The 19,032-nt window shown below is 41.0% G+C and carries 17 protein-coding genes; 7 read left to right on the plus strand and 10 right to left on the minus strand.

All coding sequences use genetic code 11. The annotated features are described in order from the left end of the window. Positions 1-41: 41 nt before the first annotated feature. The 3 genes from ACYQ3L_RS22720 to pgeF are packed head-to-tail and all read right to left on the minus strand — an operon-like array spanning position 42 to position 2,175. Positions 42-266 (minus strand): hypothetical protein, encoded by a 225-nt coding sequence (locus tag ACYQ3L_RS22720; protein WP_291111854.1) that lies wholly within the window; start codon positions 264-266, stop codon positions 42-44. A 13-nt stretch (positions 267-279) separates the two neighbouring features. Then, positions 280-1,317, minus strand: coding sequence for an agmatine deiminase family protein (locus ACYQ3L_RS22725; RefSeq protein WP_379999638.1), 1,038 nt, complete (start codon positions 1,315-1,317; stop codon positions 280-282). A gap of 48 nt (positions 1,318-1,365) precedes the next feature. After that, complete coding sequence (gene pgeF / locus ACYQ3L_RS22730) at positions 1,366-2,175, minus strand: peptidoglycan editing factor PgeF (protein WP_379999636.1); 810 nt, start codon at positions 2,173-2,175, stop codon at positions 1,366-1,368. Positions 2,176-2,312: 137 nt separating this feature from the next. Between pgeF and ACYQ3L_RS22735 the strand changes: the two genes are divergently transcribed. Further along, positions 2,313-2,606 carry a hypothetical protein gene (locus tag ACYQ3L_RS22735; protein ID WP_379999634.1) on the plus strand — a complete coding sequence of 98 codons (294 nt, stop codon included), beginning with the start codon at positions 2,313-2,315 and terminating at the stop codon, positions 2,604-2,606. 123 nt (positions 2,607-2,729) lie between these two features. On the opposite strand, the gene obgE is transcribed toward ACYQ3L_RS22735, so the two are convergent. The 4 genes from obgE to ACYQ3L_RS22755 all read right to left on the minus strand — a co-directional run bounded on the left by obgE (position 2,730) and on the right by ACYQ3L_RS22755 (position 5,999). After that, entirely contained in the window at positions 2,730-3,887 is a 1,158-nt protein-coding gene (obgE, locus tag ACYQ3L_RS22740) for a GTPase ObgE (protein WP_379999632.1), read from the minus strand. 88 nt (positions 3,888-3,975) lie between these two features. After that, on the minus strand, positions 3,976-4,548 hold the full coding sequence (locus tag ACYQ3L_RS22745; protein ID WP_379999630.1) for an adenylate kinase: 573 nt from the start codon (positions 4,546-4,548) through the stop codon (positions 3,976-3,978). 69 nt (positions 4,549-4,617) lie between these two features. Further along, complete coding sequence (hpt, locus tag ACYQ3L_RS22750; RefSeq protein WP_379999628.1) at positions 4,618-5,157, minus strand: hypoxanthine phosphoribosyltransferase; 540 nt, start codon at positions 5,155-5,157, stop codon at positions 4,618-4,620. A 149-nt stretch (positions 5,158-5,306) separates the two neighbouring features. Further along, positions 5,307-5,999 carry an AIM24 family protein gene (locus ACYQ3L_RS22755; RefSeq protein ID WP_379999626.1) on the minus strand — a complete coding sequence of 231 codons (693 nt, stop codon included), beginning with the start codon at positions 5,997-5,999 and terminating at the stop codon, positions 5,307-5,309. A gap of 301 nt (positions 6,000-6,300) precedes the next feature. Between ACYQ3L_RS22755 and ACYQ3L_RS22760 the strand changes: the two genes are divergently transcribed. After that, complete coding sequence (locus tag ACYQ3L_RS22760) at positions 6,301-7,260, plus strand: acyltransferase family protein (protein ID WP_379999624.1); 960 nt, start codon at positions 6,301-6,303, stop codon at positions 7,258-7,260. A gap of 261 nt (positions 7,261-7,521) precedes the next feature. Here ACYQ3L_RS22760 and ACYQ3L_RS22765 read toward each other — a convergent pair whose 3' ends face one another. Together ACYQ3L_RS22765 and rnr are read right to left on the minus strand one after the other, a co-directional pair. Continuing rightward, positions 7,522-8,691: an acyltransferase family protein gene (locus tag ACYQ3L_RS22765; RefSeq protein WP_379999622.1), complete on the minus strand. Its 1,170-nt coding sequence runs from the start codon at positions 8,689-8,691 to the stop codon at positions 7,522-7,524. 122 nt (positions 8,692-8,813) lie between these two features. Then, entirely contained in the window at positions 8,814-10,961 is a 2,148-nt protein-coding gene (rnr, locus tag ACYQ3L_RS22770) for a ribonuclease R (protein ID WP_379999620.1), read from the minus strand. Positions 10,962-11,151: 190 nt separating this feature from the next. Here rnr and tsaB point away from each other — a divergent pair, with 190 nt between their 5' ends. From tsaB to ACYQ3L_RS22795, 5 genes are all read left to right on the plus strand, one after another. Continuing rightward, positions 11,152-11,856 carry a tRNA (adenosine(37)-N6)-threonylcarbamoyltransferase complex dimerization subunit type 1 TsaB gene (gene tsaB, locus ACYQ3L_RS22775; RefSeq protein WP_379999618.1) on the plus strand — a complete coding sequence of 235 codons (705 nt, stop codon included), beginning with the start codon at positions 11,152-11,154 and terminating at the stop codon, positions 11,854-11,856. Positions 11,857-11,935: 79 nt separating this feature from the next. Next, entirely contained in the window at positions 11,936-12,697 is a 762-nt protein-coding gene (locus ACYQ3L_RS22780; RefSeq protein WP_379999616.1) for a TSUP family transporter, read from the plus strand. Positions 12,698-12,832: 135 nt separating this feature from the next. After that, positions 12,833-13,195 (plus strand): BlaI/MecI/CopY family transcriptional regulator, encoded by a 363-nt coding sequence (locus tag ACYQ3L_RS22785; protein WP_379999614.1) that lies wholly within the window; start codon positions 12,833-12,835, stop codon positions 13,193-13,195. 17 nt (positions 13,196-13,212) lie between these two features. Beyond that, positions 13,213-14,937, plus strand: coding sequence for a TonB family protein (locus tag ACYQ3L_RS22790; RefSeq protein WP_379999611.1), 1,725 nt, complete (start codon positions 13,213-13,215; stop codon positions 14,935-14,937). A 100-nt stretch (positions 14,938-15,037) separates the two neighbouring features. Continuing rightward, positions 15,038-16,339, plus strand: coding sequence for a tetratricopeptide repeat protein (locus ACYQ3L_RS22795; protein WP_379999609.1), 1,302 nt, complete (start codon positions 15,038-15,040; stop codon positions 16,337-16,339). 5 nt (positions 16,340-16,344) lie between these two features. Here ACYQ3L_RS22795 and recG read toward each other — a convergent pair whose 3' ends face one another. Next, complete coding sequence (gene recG / locus ACYQ3L_RS22800) at positions 16,345-18,441, minus strand: ATP-dependent DNA helicase RecG (protein WP_379999607.1); 2,097 nt, start codon at positions 18,439-18,441, stop codon at positions 16,345-16,347. Between the last annotated feature and the right edge of the window lie 591 nt (positions 18,442-19,032).

A 19,032-nucleotide genomic window follows, 5' to 3' on the forward strand; every position in this document is an offset into this window, starting at 1 on the left:
CTTTGAATCATTGGCATATTTGCTGATTGGCAAATTAGTAATCAATCCGGTAACTTTATTGTATCAGGCGACATTTCTATATGTTTCCCGAATTCTTCTATTCGCAGTTGTATATCGTCCAGAAATTCCTGTGTGCATCCGGCTTGTTTTGCATCTTCGTAATATTTTTTCAGTAGAGGGAGGAACAGTATATCATTTCCCGAAAATACCATTGCAGGAACGTCATTTTTTATACATCTGAATAATAATGCTTTCTGATCTTTCATTTCATGCAATATGTTATATAAAACTTTCGGGATACTGCATTGTAATGCAATGCAGGGAACCATGTTGCCTTATCAGCGGCGAGCAATCCACACCGATGATTTCCCTTGCCGGAAAAGCCTTTTGCAGTTGCTTACGGGCTTCTTCGTCCCTTTCCTTGTCGTTGTAGAACGGTAATAATACCACATTGTTCATAATAAGGAAATTGGCATATGTTGCGGGTAATCTTTGATTATCTTCGTCATATGCAGGTTCTGCCATAGGTAAAGCTACCAGTTTGTATGGGTTTCCCTGATAATCGGTAAATGTTTTGAGTTGCTCTTCCATTTTAGCAAGGGCATCGTAATGTTCGTCCGATGTATCCTCACATTTTACATAGGCTATCGTATGCTGGTCACAAAAGCGGGCAAGAGTGTCGATGTGGCTATCCGTATCATCCCCGGCAAAATAGCCGTGATCGAGCCATAGTACCCTGCTGAGGCCAAAAGTCTCTTTCAGATATTCTTCTATGCTTTCTTTCGAAAGGTATGAATTTCTGTTTGGAGATAATAAACATTCTGATGTGGTGAGCAGGGTTCCTTTCCCGTCCGATTCGATTGCTCCGCCTTCGAGTACAAAATCTTTTTTATTTATCAGTTCCACATCAGAAGCGAATATCTTTCCTGTAAATAATCCCCGGGTTATCTGATTATCAAAATTGGAGGCAAATTTCAAGCCCCATCCGTTGAACGTAAAATCATATACATATTTTTTGCCGTCCTTAATAACCGAGATGCCGCTATGGTCACGTGCCCAGGTATCGTTTGTAGGTAATTCAATCAGAGTGAGGTTGCCAAACAATTCTTTGTGCGCCCTCAATTCAAACCTTACGCTTTCTGCACTATAGCATACAATGACAAGCTTTTGCCTCTTTAATATTTCGTATGCTATGTTTACATAACAGGCGGTTACATCTTCGATCATGTATTCCCAATCGGTTCCAATATGAGGCCATGTCAGTTGTATTGCGCTTTGGGGATACCATTCGGGAGGTAAAAGTATAGGGTGAGCCATTTGTTTTTTATTCTAAAATGTTTATCAGATAGCAAAAATACAAAATAATTATTTTAATATACCACCTGTAACCATCCGTCCTGAATGAATGGTCTGACGCCGCGCAGAGAAAAATAGCTGAGGATTTGAATAGGTACAGAGGTTTGCAATTTCAATATTCTGTGCCGGTATGCCTGCATCATTTAAAATCAGTTTGTTTGCCTGTTGCAAATTCAGATGCATTTTTCCGGTCTCGGTGTTCCGGTAACCAATATCCTCAATTTGAAAACCTGCTTCCTGAAAGGTTTCTACTACTTCTTCACCCACTTCGAAACGCTCCTGTGATATACATGGAGCTATCCCGGCAAGTAAGTCTTTGGGATTGGAGCCAAAATGTTCTGTCATCCTTATCACTGTCTTTTCCGCAATCCGCGCAACAGTACCTTTCCATCCGGCATGTATGGCAGCCAATACTTCCTTGTGCGGGTCGTATATCAGTACCGGTACACAGTCGGCGGTAGTAACTCCTATGCATATATTTTTCCGGTCTGTGATAAGGGCGTCGATGCCATATAGCTTCTTTTCTTTTTCCTCATCATTAAGATTTAAAAACTGTTCGTCTACAATGAATGTTTTGTCATCATGAGTCTGGCAGGGTATATACAGATTTTCTACAGGAACGCCTGCCACATTCGCAATGCGTTCTCTGTTTTCTTTTACATGTTCCGGATTATCACCTGAGTACAGGCCGAGATTGAGGGAACTGTATGCGCCTGTACTAACCCCGCCTTTTATGCTGGACGAAAAATGGAACAGATCAGACTGGGGAAATATAGAGAAACGGAAAAGTCCGATATTATTTAAAGAGAAATATTCCATAGTTAAATGCTTTCTTTTAAGGTCGCAGACCTGTTTTTTTTGTATCTGAAAGAACAATGGCCGGTTATATTTGAATAATGTTATACCGGACGCCTTCTTTACTTATTTATAATGAATTTATTAAACTACATAAAGTTATGAAAAAGATTTTGTTATTATTATTTATTCTTGCCTCTTCATCCGCTACATATGCGCAAACGGGAGATGGATCTTTGTATTATAACAATATAGAGGTCTATAAAGATTTGCAGCTTTCATTTAAACAAACCGCACAAATCAAAGACTTGAAGAGGGAGGTGAAAAAACAGTTTCAGGCAATTAGGCGCGACAGAACGATTCCGGGACAACGAAAAGGGCAGCGTAAACACGCTTTGGCTTTGAAATATAAACCGGGGAAAAATGAGACTCCAGTCATTGAAAGATACTTATAGGTTGAGGAAAGAATCTCTGAAAAGAGGAAAGGAAGCAGCTAAGAACGTTTTTTCGTGATAATGAAATAAAAAATAAGGCCTGTGGAAAATATTCTACAGGCCTTATTCTATTCTATAATTGAATTATTCCGTTTCATCCTCCTCGTAGAAGAATCCGTCCACTTCGTCTTCTTCATCCCAGTCCTCTTCCTCGTAATCATCTTCCGGTATAGAGTCATCCTCTTCATCAAACTCTACTGTCTTAATATCCAGATTGCGATGTGTTATATTGAATGATTTCTGATATTCTCCGTCAGCATTCAGTTCACGCCACAATAAATCTTTCAGTGCCACAAGGTTATAGCCTGTAATGGATGAGATGAATATATGAGGTATCTCCGGCAGATCGGCTTCCAGAGCTTCCATCAGTTCTTCGTCCAGCATGTCGGATTTAGATATGGCCAGTACCCGTCGTTTATCCAGTAATTCGGGGTTGAACTGAGCCAGTTCGTTGAGCAGAACCCTGTATTCCTGATGAATGTCGTCCGCGTCGGCAGCTATAATGAACAATAATAATGAATTCCGCTCAATGTGTCGCAGGAAACGCAATCCCAGGCCTTTCCCCTCACTTGCTCCCTCTATAATGCCCGGAATGTCGGCCATTACAAACGATTTGTAGTCACGGTAACTGACAATTCCGATCTTCGGTTCCAGTGTAGTAAACGGATAGTTGGCTATTTTGGGTTTTGCAGCAGTCATGACCGAGAGTAAAGTAGATTTGCCGGCATTCGGGAATCCGACCAGCCCCACATCGGCCAATACTTTGAGCTCTAATATCACTCTGCGTTCCTGATACGGTTCTCCCGGTTGAGCATATCGCGGCGCCTGATTGGTCGGCGTTTTGAAGTGGTTGTTCCCACGGCCGCCCTTGCCCCCTCTCAGCATGATAACCTCCTGTCCGTCTTCGGTTACATCACATAGATATTCTCCCGTTTCGGCATCATAGGCCACTGTTCCGCAAGGGACATCTATTATCTTGGTTTCGCCTTTTTTACCGGAACTTAACCTGCCGGAACCGCTTTCGCCGTGTCCTGCAAGAATATGGCGTTGAAACTTCAGATGGAGCAATGTCCATAAGTTCCGGTTGCCACGTAGTATCACATGACCACCGTCACCACCGTCACCGCCGTCAGGTCCACCTTTAGGTATGTATTTTTCACGACGGAAGTGAGTCGATCCTCTACCACCCTTGCCCGAACGGCAATAAATTTTGACGTAATCTATAAAATTTGAATCTGCCATATTTAGCTATAAGTTACGAGTTACAAGTTACGAGTTACAAGTAAAGCGGCTTGTAACTCGTAACTTGTAACTCGTAACTACAATAATATTATTTCACTTTGTCTACAGCTTCAGCTATAAGACCGAAGATTTCTTCCACAGTGCCTACACCCTTTATAGAGGCAAGTTTACCTGTGTTTTTATAATGTTCTTTTAATGGGGATGTCTGATTTTTGTAAACGTCGAGACGGGATTTGATTGTTTCCAGGTTATCGTCTGATCGTCCCGATTGTTGTCCGCGTTTGATAAGGCGGTCTATCAGTTCCGGTTCGTCCACTTCGAGGCTAACGACAACAGAGATATCCTGCCCCCTTTCCTTCAGCATCTTTTCCAAAGCCTCGCCTTGAGCAATGGTGCGGGGGAAGCCATCGAAGATAACTCCGGAAGCATCTTTCTTGCTGTCCAGCACATTTGCCAGCATACCGATAACTACATCGTCGGGTACCAGTTGCCCCTTCGAGATGTAGCCTTCCGCCAACTTGCCTAGTTCTGTACCGTTCTTCATTTCGGCGCGTAAAACATCGCCGGTAGAGATGTGCGCCAGATTATATTTCCTGATGAGGTTCTCGCTTTGAGTACCTTTTCCTGAGCCCGGCGCTCCAAAGATTATAATATTCAACATATTAATTAAGTTACATGTCACAGGCTCCGGTTATACGGTTTGTAAGAGTATGGCCTGCAAGATTTATATTTAAGAGTTCTTTATTTTATATATATCGGGAAGATTACGCCCGTATCCGTCGTAATCGAGACCGAAACCAACAATAAAATCACTAGGTATTTCCAATGCTACATAGTCCAGTTTGATGTCGTACTTCAAAGCGTCGGGTTTGAGCAAAAGTGTAGTTACCAGTATTTCTTCCGGCTCGTCGCAAACCAATTGTTCGAGCATTAATGACATTGTATAACCTGTATCTACTATGTCTTCCACGATGACAACTGTACGGCCTTTAATATCTTCTTCCAGCCCGTATATTTCTTTTATTTTCCCTGTCGAAGAAGTTCCTTTATAAGACGACATCTTTACAAAAGATACTTCACAAGGAATAGATACACGCTTCATCAATTCAGAGGCGTACATAAACGAACCGTTCAGCACGCAAATGAATAAAGGGTCTTTGCCGGCCAAATCTTTATTCAATCTGGCAGCTACATTGTCAATCGCTTTTTCTATAACTTCTTCCGTGAGAAAAAGATCAAATTCTTTATCCTTAATAGTCACCGTTTTCATAGATGATTTTACTCTAAATTGTTATTAAACTGCAAAAGTAGCATAAATCAGTTGATTGTCTATCATAATGATGGTATTTTAAATGTCTAAAAAAGAAAAAACGGGAAAACTGCCGTTGTCCCGTTCCTATAATTATCTGAGATAAATGTTTACTGAGGAGCTCCGTACACTTCTTCGCAAGGTTGAATAATCACCCAGCCCTCGCCTTCGAACATCATCTGGAAGCTTTCACCACTGCCTCGTCCAATAAATGTTTTAAGGGAAATATCGGTTTTCATCTGAGGGGTCAGGTTGCCTGACCATGCTACTGTGGCGTTAGGATCTGTGAATACAGGCTGTCCCGGTTTAACGATCAGTGTCATCGGATTGCCGTGAGTTGTGATGGCAATGTGTCCGGTTCCGCTCAGGCGTGCCTGGAATAAACCTCCACCCATAATGCCGGCAACACTTTTCATCATTTTTACTTCCGATTTAACTCCTTCTTCGTGTGCAAGGATATCATTGCCGTTCACGTTGATAGATTCGTTTTCCAGGTATAAGATGCGCACTCTTTTCTCTACGTCGGCTGCATAAATGCGTCCGGTACCTGTTGTTTTCATCATTGTGGTGCCTTCACCCGACATGGTTTTTTTAAGCAGGTTGCCGATACCTTTGCTCAGCATACCTTCTCTTTCAAATTTCACGTTTCCGGTATAAGCTACCATTGCTCCTTTTTTCAACATTACCATTTGGTTGTTGATATTAAGCTCAAGCATGTATGGGCTCTCTAATTGGAAAAAGTCGTTTTTTGACTCGTCTTGTGCTGTTTCTTCAATGAAAGCCTTAATGGAATACTTGTTCATAGTGTAAGGTTTAAAAAAATTAATAAATTAAAATGGTTTGTTTGTATTTGTTGTTTTTTTAAGTTCTAAAATTAGGGAAATAATCTTAAAGTTTGAAATAAAGTAATGAAAATAATTTGTTACAATATTGTTGAATGCGGGGGCACATATATAATCGCGAAAATGAAAAATCCAGTTTTTCAAAATAAAAAGTACAAAAAAAATGCAAATCACATCTACAATAAAGAGATATGATTTGCACAAAGATAATTAAACAGTATTTAAAGCATAATTAATCGCTTTTAATATTTATTTTTGCTATGTGAATAATCGAATTAATTGGATAGATATATTTAAAGGTATTGGTATAATTTGTGTTATTATAGCACATATTATTAATGATGGATTTATACATAAATTCATTTTCCTTTTTCATATGCCTTTATTCTTTTTTATTAGCGGCTATCTATATAAGCCTGAAAGGAAATGCGCTAAATATCTTTATAATAAGAGTATTTCTCTATTAATTCCCTACTTCATTTTTTTATTGATTATTTTTATGTTTCAATATGGAACTAATTACATTTACTATAATCTAAAGCATTCAGTTTTTTTATTTCTATGGGGAGGTACAAAACTTGCAGGCTGGACAGGGATATTTTGGTTTATTACTTGCTTTTTTATTACACAACAATTCTTTAATTTTCTATTTACCAAATGCAATAAAAGGCTTTTAATCTTGATTGCTTGCTTATTTTTATTACTTGCATACGTGAACTATATATTTTTTCAAACACTTTCATTACCGTGGGCTTTGAACCTTTTATTATACACCCTGCCGATTTTTTCGAGTGGGTATTTAATAAAGAAGTATGAGAATGTAATAATAAGTAAAAAGATATTAATTGTATCCCTATCCGCTATATCAATGATTGTATGTTTTTTATATCCCATTGTTTCAATCAATATAAAATATACTAATTATGGTGTACCCGTAATTTCCTTTTTGCTTGGCATAATTCTAATATTAGGTATTGTTCTTTTATCTCAACAAATATCAAAATATAGATTTATTACAAATATCCTATCTTATACGGGTAAAGCCTCAATGCCGATAATGTATCTACATCAATTTATACAGCTATATATACTTCAATATTATACGCCTAACATTCTGATTAGATTTGTTTTTGCCTTATTCATTCCATTATTAATTTATTGGATATTCTCAAAGTTCAGTATGACAAGACTCATTTTCTTAGGGATAAAACCTACAAAGTAATATTTCTTATATTTTCAAATATATTTCTATAAGAAGCGTCTTTGCAGATACCGATAGGGTCGCCGTTTCTATTATAAACGAAGTTACTAAACAAGCTATCGTGAGGCTGAGTGCCATCGTTTGTTACAACAATATTGCCCTTTATATCCCGAATGGCACATATTGATTCGTTTCCCGTATGTTGCAACCGAAAAATATTGTATTAGATTTTATTGGTCACCTGATGCATTGCATCGGATCAGTTTTTGAAAAATATCGCGATTATATTTTTATATAGATGTTCTTCTTATAAAGAATATTTCCTACGATCCAGCAAAGGCCTACAAAAACGAGAGCATATATCAAGGCGCCGAAATAATCGCCCAGATATGGTTGGAGCAGAACGGAATATATATACCCTTTGGCTGAGATGTATTCTCCATTGTACGGGAATACCGCCTGATAGGCCAGCGTGCCCAGTACTCCGGCCATAACATATATAAATAGAGGGTTAACCCCGAATGATTCGAAGAAAACGCTCCATTTCCTGTGCCCTTTTATATCTATTATCCAGATCAGCAAGGCGAGGAGGAGGGAGGCCAGCCCGCATGTTGCCAAAACGAATGTAGGCGTCCATATCTTCTTGTTGATAGGGCATCCGTAGCTGAGTAAAAATCCGGCAAAAGTGAGTATCGTTCCGGCAATGAACAGCCGGGATATCCGTTTGTCATTGTCCTTGGTATTCATTATGAGCTCACCGCAACAGAATCCGATGAGGACATGGGCTATGGCCGGAATGGTGCTTAACAGCCCTTCGGGGTCTAGAGCCAGTCCCGAATCTTTGTACATGTGATTCACTCCCAGTATAGCCCGGTCTACTATGGATACGATGCTGTTTTCACTTTTCTCGAACCCGTTTCCAAACAGAAGAAGCAGGAAGTAGGCGATCAATGTTGTGCCGATTATATACGGGATGTATTTATGCTTTACGGTAATAGCTATAATGGATGCAGCGCCGTAAGTCAAGGCCAGCCGTTGCATCACCCCTAACGTACGGAGATGGTCGAAGTCCGTTATTGACCTGAAAAAGCGCTCCCAGAATCCCAGGTTGTCAGCTTCCAGCATGTGGTATGTACGGAATGATAATCCGAGCCACGAAAGTCCCAGTCCGATTAAGAATATGACAATGGTGCGTTTGAGTATCTTGAGAAGAGTCGGAGTATTGAACTCGAAATTAAATTTCCGAAGGGAAATATAAGTGGATATTCCCATGATGAACATAAAGAACGGAAATACGAGGTCGGTAGGGGTTAACCCATCCCATGCAACGTGTTTTAGCGGGGCGTAGGTGTATTCTCCCGCACCGGAATTGTTTACCATTATCATTCCGGCGATAGTGATGCCACGGAGTACATCGAGAGACAATAGTCTTCCTGAAGGTTTTTGTGTCATTTTCTTATGTATCTGTTAGAAATAATGTTAACGGTATATAGATTACGAAAATAGCCATTTTAAGTATTTAAGCAAAGCAGCACGCCGGTTTTAACATCAAAATGGCGTGCTGCTTTGTATGTTTACTCTACCAAGGCAAAATCCAGTTGTTTACGTTCAAGGTTTGCCCGTGCTACTTTTATTTTCAGAGGATCGCCCAAGCTGTAGGTTCGTTTGTTGCGGCGTCCGCGCAAACAATAATTCTTTTCGTCGAATTCGTAGAAATCATCATCCAGATCGCGGATAGGAATCATTCCCTCACATTTGTTCTCATTTATTTCGGCATATAGGCCCCATTCTGTGATTCCTGAAATAACAGCGTCGAATACCTGTCCCAGTTTGTCGGACATATATTCTACCTGTTTGTATTTTATAGATGCTCTTTCGGCATTTGCGGCCAGTTGTTCCATTTCCGAACTATGTTCGCATTTGCTTTCATAAAGTTGTTTGCTCACACTGCGTCCGCCATCCATATAGCGGGTAAGCAAACGGTGAACCATCATGTCGGGATAACGGCGGATAGGGGAGGTAAAGTGAGTGTAATACTCAAATGCCAGCCCGTAATGTCCGATGTTGACCGTAGAGTATATCGCTTTGGCCATGGCACGGATGGCAATGGTAGAGATCAGATTTTCTTCCGGCTTTCCGCTTACCTCGTCCAACAGGTGATTGATAGATTTTGATACATTCGTTTTCGATCCGTCCACTTTTATTTTATATCCGAACCGGCGGATAAATTCAGAAAGGTTCTCCATCTTTTCCGCATTCGGCAGGTCGTGGATACGGTAAACAAATGTTTTTGCGTTCTTATTTTTCGGTACATTCCCGATGAATTCGGCAACGGTACGGTTAGCCAGAAGCATGAATTCCTCGATCAGCTTATTCGAATCTTTAGCATATTTAAAATATACGCTGATTGGTTTTCCTTTTTCGTCTATTTCAAATCTGACTTCATGGCGGTCGAACGCGATTGCTCCGTTATCGAAACGTTTTGTCCGTAACTTTTTAGCAAGGTCGTTCAATTTCAGCATTTCGTCCTTGTAGTCGCCCTCGCCGGTTTCTATAATGTCCTGCGCTTCTTCATACGTAAAGCGCCTGTCGGAATGTATGACTGTGCGGGCAATTCTGCTCTTCTTTATATTCGCGTCGTCATCGAGTTCGAATATGGCTGAATAACATAATTTGTCTTCGTGCGGACGAAGCGAACACAGTCCGTTGCTGAGCCGCTCAGGAAGCATAGGGATCGTTCTGTCGACCAGGTAAATAGATGTGGCCCGGCTTTCGCCTTCTTTGTCTATAATGTCGCCTTCCTGCACATAGTGTGTCACATCGGCGATGTGTACCCCGACTTCCCAACGGCCATTCTTAACCTGTTTGATAGAGAGGGCGTCATCGAAGTCTTTCGCATCGCGCGGGTCTATTGTAAATGTGAGTGTATTTCTGAAATCTTCACGTTTCGCGATTTCTTCCGGGGTGATTTCATCCGGTATCTTGTTGGCAAAAGCTTCTATTTTTTCAGGATATTTATATGGCAGGCCAAATTCGGCTAAGATGGCATTCATTTCTGTATTGTTCTCTCCGGCCTGTCCCAGTATGTCCAATACCTTCCCTATCGGATTCTTTGCTTTCTGAGGCCACTCCACTATTTCTACCAGAGCTTTGTCTCCGTCTTTACCTCCATTCAGTTTGTCTTTGGGTATAAATATGTCATTAGCCAGTATTTTACTGTCCATTACCAGAAAGGCGAATTGTTTCTGAACATCCAGTGTGCCTACGAAGGTTGTTTGCTTACGTTCGAGTATTTCCAGTACTTCGCCTTCCGTATCACGTCCTTTACGTTTGGCCAATATTTGTATTTTTACACGGTCGCCGTTCATGGCATGCGCCGAGTTTCGTTCGGCTATAAAGATATTATTGCTTTCGTCATCCGGTTTGAAAAAGTTTTTTCCGTTACTCCTTCTTTCGAATGTACCTTCGAGGAAGAGCCCGCGATTGTTCGATTTATATTTTCCGCGTACAGGTTCTACGATGAAGTCGTCTTCGAGCAGGTTGTACAGTATATTTGTGATTAATTGTTTTTCAGCAGGTTTTTTGAATCCCAGCTTTTCTGTGATTTGTTTAGGACTGAACGACTCGGTTGAGTTTCTATTGAAAAAATTTACGACGCTGTTTACTATATCTGCTTTTGATTTTCTCTTATCGGTTTTGTGCGGAGCTTTGTTCTTACTCATATATAATTTATTTCTTTAATTTCTATTGCCGGGCAAACATTAACGGGCTTGGAATGTTATTATCCCGGTTATTATTCGGAATTTCAAATGTACAAAAAAGAATTAAATTGTACATCTGATTCTTTGTGAATGAAATACTTTTGTCAGAAATTATGTAATTTTGTTTCTGAATTAAATGAAATACAAGATTATGCCTTGCATATTAAATATAGAAACAGCTACAGAAGTGTGTTCCGTAGCGGTGTCCGTAGACGGGCGGGTGGTTTTCCAAAAAGAAGAAACGAAGGGTCCTTCTCATGCGGTTTTACTGGGTACATTTGTAGATGAAGCAATGGAAATGCTTCGCGCGCAGAATCTGAAACCGGATGCTGTGGCGGTAAGTTGTGGTCCCGGTTCATATACAGGGCTTCGTATTGGTGTATCGGAAGCGAAGGGGCTTTGCTTTGGGCTGAATATCCCGTTGATTGCCCTTAATTCTTTAAAAATAATGGCAAACGGCGTATCTAAAATGAAAGATTTACAGGATTATACGTTGCTTTGTCCGATGATAGATGCCCGCCGGATGGAAGTGTACGATGTATTGTTAAATAAAGAATTACAGGAAGTTCGCCCTGTTAGTGCCGATATTATTGACGAAAATTCTTTTGCCGGTTATCTTGGCAAGGAGAGGATTGTTTTCTTTGGTAATGGCGCGGAAAAATGTAAGGCTGTATTGAAAAGTGAAGCGGCTTTGTTCTTAGACAATGTCTATCCGCGTGCTTTCAATATGATTGGTCTGGCTGAGGAGGCCTATGCCGCCGGAGATTTTGTAAATGTGGCTTATTTCGAACCTTTCTATCTGAAAGAATTTGTGGCTACTGCACTGAAGAATAAGGTGTTGGCCGCTGTGAAGTAATGAAGTAATATATCCGATAGTTAATAATGATTAGCCGGCCATCTTGTATGCAAATGACTATAAACTATACACCGGGATAATGGATTATACGGAGCAATTGCTAATAATCTGTCCTTTAATATTTATCAGCGGATTTATCGACAGTATTGCTGGCGGGGGAGGCCTGATCTCATTGCCGGCCTATAATGTCGCCGGCCTGCCTCCTCATTTTGCATTGGGAACGAATAAGTTCAGCAGCTGTATAGGTACATTTTTCAGTACAATGCGTTTTATCAGGAATAAGAGTTATGACCTGACAAGTGCAATACCGTCCATCTTGTTTGCATTTATAGGCTCCGCCATAGGGTCTAAAATTGCGGTTTGTCTCGATGCCGGAATTCTGCGATATATCCTTATTGCCGGTATTCCGGTTATTGCCGTCATTGTTTTTAAGAAAAAGAATTTTTCGAACATAGCTTCGAAAAATTTTTCGAAAGCCAGAATAATCACGCTGTCGTCTCTGATCGGCTTTGTTATCGGCGGATATGACGGTTTTTTCGGCCCCGGAACAGGCACTTTTCTTATCTTGGCTTATACTTCGGTTCTGGGACTGGATTTGCTGACGAGTATGGGGAATGCGAAGCTGGTTAATCTGACATCGAATTTAGCATCGTTAATTGTATTTCTTGCAGAAGGAAAGGTTCTTTTTGTTGTGGGAATACCTGCCGCCTTATGCGCTATCGCCGGGCATTATATCGGTAGCGGACTGGCTATTAAGAACGGGCAAAAAATCGTCAGGCCTATGCTGTTAGTGGTACTTATGCTACTTTTGACAAAGCTGGCGTATGATTTATCCTTTTGAATGATCTGTTTTTGAGAATCTTTACTGTTGATTTTTAACATTCCGGACCTTTAAAAAAGGCTTATATATTTTGCAAATAAAAAAATATCCGTATATTTACGAAAAAATAGTAGATTTACGTCAATTTTGTATTTTATGGAAAAGCTTACTCACCAGGAAGAATCAGTAATGTTGCATATTTGGCAGCTTAGCGAATGTGTAGTAAAAGATATTATAAATGAAATGGACGATCCCAGGCCTCCTTATACAACAGTTGCTTCTATTGTCCGCAATCTGGAGCAGAAAGGATACCTGCACTCTAAGAAGTATGGTAATGTATGGGTATATACTCCCAAGATCAAAGAAGATGAGTATAAGAAGGCATTTATGTCGAATGTGGTGAAAAGTTATTTTGAAAACTCATACAAAGAGCTTGTCTCTTTCTTTGTAAAAGAGGAAAAAATATCTCCGGAGGAATTACAGGAAATAATGAAGATGATAGAAAAGGGGAAAAGTTAACTATAATCTGAGCGACCATGGATAACACAATTCTAATATATCTTATTAAGGTGTCAGTTGCTCTGGCGCTGTTCTATGGCTTGTATATGCTTTGCCTGAAAAGAGACACATTCTTTAAACTAAGAAGAGCCTATTTCTTTTCCGCTATCCTTTTTTCCCTTTTTTTTCCTGTTATTGCGATAGAAATGCCTGCCAGCAGTAATACTTCTGTACAGATTCCTACATACTGGCTGTCAGATATTGAAGTCGGGAGCGCCGTTGATGCGGAGACTTCGATGGAGGCGACAATGGGTATATGGTCTGTTGTCTTGGTAATACTTGCTGCTGTATCGGCTTTTTATGCCGTTAAATTTATAATACAGTTATTCAGCTTGGTTAAGCTAAGGGTGGCAAATGAGACTGAAAGACTATCTACGTACCGCATCATAAAAATGAAAGACAGGCGGACTTCTCCGTTTTCTTTCTTTAACTGGATTTTTATTAATTCCGATGCTCACAATCCGTTCGAATTGGCCGAGATAATAGCACATGAGCAAGTGCATGTGAATCAGTATCATTCCATCGATGTAGTACTATCCGAAATCTTATGTATCTGTTTCTGGTGGAACCCGTTCGCGTGGTTACTGAAGAAAGAAATAAAACTGAACCTGGAGTACCTGGCAGATAAAGGAGTACTGGAATCGGGAGTCGACTCAAAGGAATATCAATATATATTATTACAAGTCTCAAATAGAAGTACCGGTATACCACTTATTAATAATTTCAATGTATCACAACTAAAAAGAAGAATTACGATGATGAATAAAAAGAAAAGCTCAATATTTACATCCATAAAATACCTGTTGGTTATTCCGGTAGGCACGGCATTGCTTTTAGGCAATGCTGTACAGGCAACCACGTCTTTAGATAATTTCTCGATAGATGGAATAACCGAAGTGATGGATGGTAATCAGGCGCCTCAAAAGAAAGGTGATGTATATGTGACGGTAGAACAGATGCCTTCATTTCCCGGAGGATTGGACGCTCAACAGCGTTTTATCGCGGATGGCCTGAAATATCCTGTGGAGGCACAGGCCAAAGGTATCCAGGGAAGAGTCACTATCCGCTATGTGATAAAGAGTACAGGTGAAATATCCGATATCGAAGTAATAAGAGGTGTCGACCCTCTATTGGATAAAGAGGCTATCCGTATCGTGAAATCCATGCCTAAATGGGAACCCGGCAAGCAAGGAGGAAAAGCGGTGGATGTGTACTATACATTACCTATCGTTTTCAGACTTGCAGGCGGTAATACTGATAAGGTGAAATCCGGCGGTAAACCGAATGAAATTGTCGTGGTGGGCTATGGAGCCGCTCCGGAGAAAGAAGTGGGAGTGGCATCCTTGAAGGAGGGTTCACCAAATGATAAGATGATGCCTTTTATAACGGTGGAACAGATGCCTTCTTTCCCCGGAGGCGAGCAGGCAATGCATGAATTTATCAGCAATAATTTGAAATATCCTGAGTCGGCTCAGAAGAATGGTATTCAGGGACGTGTGACTGTCCGCTTCATTGTGAGGAGTACAGGTGAGATAAGCGATGTTTCGGTTATCCGCGGGATTGAGCCGGATATGGACAAAGAGGCGGCACGTACAGTCAGATCCATGCCGAAGTGGACACCTGGTAAGCAGAATGGACAGGCTGTGGATGTATATTTTACATTACCTATTGTTTACAAATTAAAGAAAGACGAGAAAAAATAGGATATGTGAAGGCTGACCATTAATACTACTTATTTGACGGAGGCAGGGACCAGCACTTTCTGCCTCTCTTTTTAGAAGCTGTCTGAATTATATTTTAAAGATGAAGAAATTGAGGACCATCCTGTGTTACCTGTTGTTTTGTTCCTGTTATCTGTTCTCTCAGGATAACCCGAATCTGTTATCCGGTTATTTGCGCAGCTTTCAATATCAGAAGGCGCTGGATTATATAGAAACACAGGAGCAAACAAGGGATTTGCTTATCCGGAAGGCTTTGTGCTATAAAGCGTTGGGTGATTATCAGAGGTCGCTGGAAATATTATATCCTTTATCGAAAGAATATACTGCCGATCTGCAAATTATAACAGAAATGGCTGTTTGCTATGAGGCTCTTTCCCAGCGGCAAGCGAGCATTGATTGTTACGACGGACTTATCCGCCTCGATTCTGCAAATGTATATTTCAAGATGCAGAAAGCCGATTTGTTATATCAACAGGGAAAATATAAAGAATCATTGGACCTATTCCGGCATATCAGCAAAGATCATATGATGACGAACGCCCTGAAAAGGGTGGGGCAGTGCTTCGAGAAGATGAATATAGCCGATAGTGCCATGATATATTTTAAAGAAGCATGGGAGGTTAATCCGAAAGATGGATTCTCGGCTGCAAGCCTTGTGAACCTATGCCTGAAAAACAGGCGGTCGCTCGAGGCTGTAACCTATTCGGATGTGTATATGGAGATGGATACCACCGATCAACAGATGAATCTGCTGAATGCCCTTAGTTATTATAGTATAGACGATTATGAAACAGCAATAGCTAAATTTGAAAAGTGTTACGAAAAAGGGGACAGTTCACTGATTGTAAACCGCAGTCTCGGATTGGCATACTATTCACTTAACGACAGCTACAATGCGCAACCTTTTCTCGAAAGGGCATATGAGCAGGATACGACAAATAACAATGTACTTTATTGCCTGGCCGTGACCTGCAATGATATGGGTGAACACAAAAAAGCGATTCCTCACTTTTTGCGGCTTTTAGGCAGGACTATCCCTCCCGACCTGACCCTATACCTTTATTATCGCAACCTGGGTTCGGCATATGATAAAGGTTCGCATTATAAGGAAGCAGTGGATTCATACACCAAAGCCCTGGCATATGGCGGAGAAAATCAGCAAATGAATCTCTATTATATGATTGGGAATATTGCGGAGAATTACCTTGAAGATAAGCTTAAAGCATTGGAATACTTTAAGCTGTATAAGGCCAGTCTGGATAATTACCTTTCGAAACTCAGGGTGAAAGAAGGAGTTGAACCCAAAGAAATAGAAGAGACAGAATTTAAAGTAAAACACCTGGATTTCCATATTTCCAAATTGGAAAAAGAAATGGTCAGATAAGGAATTCAGCTTATCTGGCCCCAGTTGTACCTGTTTCCTCCCAGTTTGCGCAATTGTTTTCGCAGGATGAGGTTGTCAGGCTTCTCCATCAACGGGTCTTCATCCAGTATATTTTGTGCGATTTCCCGTGCATATTGTACTATTTCACCGTCACGTACCAGATTAGCTATCCGCAGATTGAAGGGGATACCGCTCTGTTGAGTACCTTCAAGGTCGCCCGGGCCACGCAGTTTAAGGTCGGCTTCGGCTATCTCAAACCCGTCGTTGCTTTCTACCATAATGTTGATACGCTTGCGGGTATCAGCCGATAACTCGTAAGGAGTGACCAGAATACAATAAGACTGGTCGGCTCCGCGTCCTACACGCCCTCGTAACTGGTGCAACTGCGAAAGTCCGAACCGTTGCGCCGATTCTATTACCATAACCGAGGCGTTCGGTACATTCACACCGACTTCGATCACGGTAGTAGCCACCATTATCCGGGCCTCTTTAGTAACAAAACGCTGCATTTCCGCATCTTTCTCCTTCGGCTTCATCTTGCCATGTACTTTGCATACCGTATATTCGGGGAATACTTCTTTGATATGTTCGAAGCCTTCTTCCAGATTCTTTAAGTCCAGTTTTTCACTCTCCTCTATGAGTGGATACACAATATATACCTGTCTTCCCTCCTGTAATTGTTTGCGGATGGATTCGTACAGCGCGCCCCGCTTCTTATCATACTGGTGGATGGTCTGAATGGGTTTTCGTCCCGGAGGCAACTCATCTATTACAGAGACATCAAGGTCGCCGTATACGGTCATCGCCAGTGTACGCGGGATCGGAGTGGCTGTCATTACCAGTATATGGGGAGGATTGGTGTTTTTTGTCCAAAGTTTTGCCCGCTGGGCGACTCCGAAACGGTGTTGTTCGTCTATCACTACCAACCCCAGATTGCCGAACTGTACGGTGTCTTCTATCAGGGCGTGTGTACCGATGAGGATTTGCACGTCATTGGTCAATAGGCCGCTGTGTATGCGTTCCCTGTCTTTTTTCTTTGTAGAGCCTGTCAGTAGTTCCACATTCACGTCCATCCCTGCAAGGAATTCCCTGATAGTGTAATAATGCTGAGTCGCCAGTATTTCGGTGGGCGCCATCATCGCCGCCTGGAAACCATTGTCCAAAGCTATCAGCATAAGCATGAGCGCTACGAGTGTTTTTCCACTGCCGACATCACCTTGCAACAGGCGGTTCATTTGTTCGCCGGTGGCCATATCCTGCCGTATTTCCTTTATTATGCGTTTTTGGGCATTGGTCAACGGGAACGGGAGATTCTGTTCGTAGAACGTATTGAGGTAGCCGCCTACCTTTGTAAATACAAAACCCTTCAGTTTTGACTTACGGTCGGCTGTATATCTCAGTATATTGAGTTGAATATAAAATAGTTCCTCAAATTTAAGCCTGTACTGGGCTTCCCGCAGCAGTGCAGCATTTTCGGGGAAATGCACATTTCGCATAGCCTGTTTCAGATCCATCAGGCGGGCGTCCTGTATAACCTTTCCGGGTAATGTTTCCTGCAGGTTTCTTATAATGGAAGTAAAGGCGGCAGCCATCATTTTCTGAATCGCTTTGGAATTCAGATAATGATTTTTCATCTTTTCCGTAGTATTATAATACGGCATCAGGCCAGCCGGCCGTTCTTCTTCGTTTATATACGGGTCTATGTCGGGGTGCGCGATATTGAATTTATCTCCGAACATGGTCGGTTTGCCGAAAACAATATAGGGTAAATTCAGTTTGTACTTATCTTCTATAAATTTTGCTCCCTGAAACCAAACCAGATCTATGTATCCCGTACCGTCGGTAAAGTGGGCTACAAGCCGTTTCTTATGTCTTTCTCCATGGGTTTCAAATCCTGTTATTCTTCCCCTGAGCTGGATATAAGGCATATTGCCATCTATTTCGTGTATAAAATAGATGCGGCTGCGGTCGATATACTTATAGGGAAAGTAATAGAGTAGGTCTTCTACCGAGAATACATTAAGTTCTTTATTTAGTATCTCGGCCTTTTTGGGGCCTACTCCGGCTAAAAACTTTATATCGGTCTGTGAAAAATCAGTCATTTTACCTGTCAAAAAACATATTAACACGTAAAGTTACAAGAATTTGTGAGGTATATTGCAGTAATATAAAAGATATTTATCTATATGTAACGGCCGATGGCCGGTCGCTCTTTGAAAGATTGATTAAAGCAGTTACGAGTTACAAGTTAGTTCACTGTTTACTGCTTACTGTTAACTGATATTTCTGTTACTTTTGTTACCTTTTTTATAGTTACAAGTTTGCCTCGCCTTCGCTTCGGCGAATGTTATTTCTGCGCCCTTTGGGCAGTTACGAGTTACAAGTTGGCTGGCGTTTTGTTTTGTTTCACACAAAGACGCAAAGTTTTACATCTTACGAGTTGTTGACTGATAACTGAAAAAGTCACTTGTGCGATAACCAAAGCTAATAGTTATCAGCTAAAATGAAACAGGCACTTAATACATGACAAAAATAGAATGCCGCTCTATATATTGCCCTTACAGGGTGCGATTTGAAAGGGGAAAATAATGATCTTAGGTAAACGCTCTGTAAGGGCAGCATATAAATTTTGTCATGTACTTAGAACAGGTGTTACTTTTGCATTTGTACCTGCCGGAGTAACAACAAGGTGT

The organism is Dysgonomonas termitidis (genome assembly GCF_054657735.1).

Excerpts from the sequence above, each read along its gene's own strand:
- ACYQ3L_RS22720 (WP_291111854.1), bottom strand. The coding sequence starts at position 266 with ATGAAAGATCAGAAAGCATTATTATTCAGATGTATAAAAAATGACGTT.
- ACYQ3L_RS22725 (WP_379999638.1), bottom strand. The coding sequence starts at position 1,317 with ATGGCTCACCCTATACTTTTACCTCCCGAATGGTATCCCCAAAGCGCA.
- pgeF (WP_379999636.1), bottom strand. The coding sequence starts at position 2,175 with ATGGAATATTTCTCTTTAAATAATATCGGACTTTTCCGTTTCTCTATA.
- ACYQ3L_RS22735 (WP_379999634.1), top strand. The coding sequence starts at position 2,313 with ATGAAAAAGATTTTGTTATTATTATTTATTCTTGCCTCTTCATCCGCT.
- obgE (WP_379999632.1), bottom strand. The coding sequence starts at position 3,887 with ATGGCAGATTCAAATTTTATAGATTACGTCAAAATTTATTGCCGTTCG.
- ACYQ3L_RS22745 (WP_379999630.1), bottom strand. The coding sequence starts at position 4,548 with ATGTTGAATATTATAATCTTTGGAGCGCCGGGCTCAGGAAAAGGTACT.
- hpt (WP_379999628.1), bottom strand. The coding sequence starts at position 5,157 with ATGAAAACGGTGACTATTAAGGATAAAGAATTTGATCTTTTTCTCACG.
- ACYQ3L_RS22755 (WP_379999626.1), bottom strand. The coding sequence starts at position 5,999 with ATGAACAAGTATTCCATTAAGGCTTTCATTGAAGAAACAGCACAAGAC.
- ACYQ3L_RS22765 (WP_379999622.1), bottom strand. The coding sequence starts at position 8,691 with ATGACACAAAAACCTTCAGGAAGACTATTGTCTCTCGATGTACTCCGT.
- rnr (WP_379999620.1), bottom strand. The coding sequence starts at position 10,961 with ATGAGTAAGAACAAAGCTCCGCACAAAACCGATAAGAGAAAATCAAAA.
- tsaB (WP_379999618.1), top strand. The coding sequence starts at position 11,152 with ATGCCTTGCATATTAAATATAGAAACAGCTACAGAAGTGTGTTCCGTA.
- ACYQ3L_RS22780 (WP_379999616.1), top strand. The coding sequence starts at position 11,936 with ATGGATTATACGGAGCAATTGCTAATAATCTGTCCTTTAATATTTATC.
- ACYQ3L_RS22785 (WP_379999614.1), top strand. The coding sequence starts at position 12,833 with ATGGAAAAGCTTACTCACCAGGAAGAATCAGTAATGTTGCATATTTGG.
- ACYQ3L_RS22790 (WP_379999611.1), top strand. The coding sequence starts at position 13,213 with ATGGATAACACAATTCTAATATATCTTATTAAGGTGTCAGTTGCTCTG.
- ACYQ3L_RS22795 (WP_379999609.1), top strand. The coding sequence starts at position 15,038 with ATGAAGAAATTGAGGACCATCCTGTGTTACCTGTTGTTTTGTTCCTGT.
- recG (WP_379999607.1), bottom strand. The coding sequence starts at position 18,441 with ATGACTGATTTTTCACAGACCGATATAAAGTTTTTAGCCGGAGTAGGC.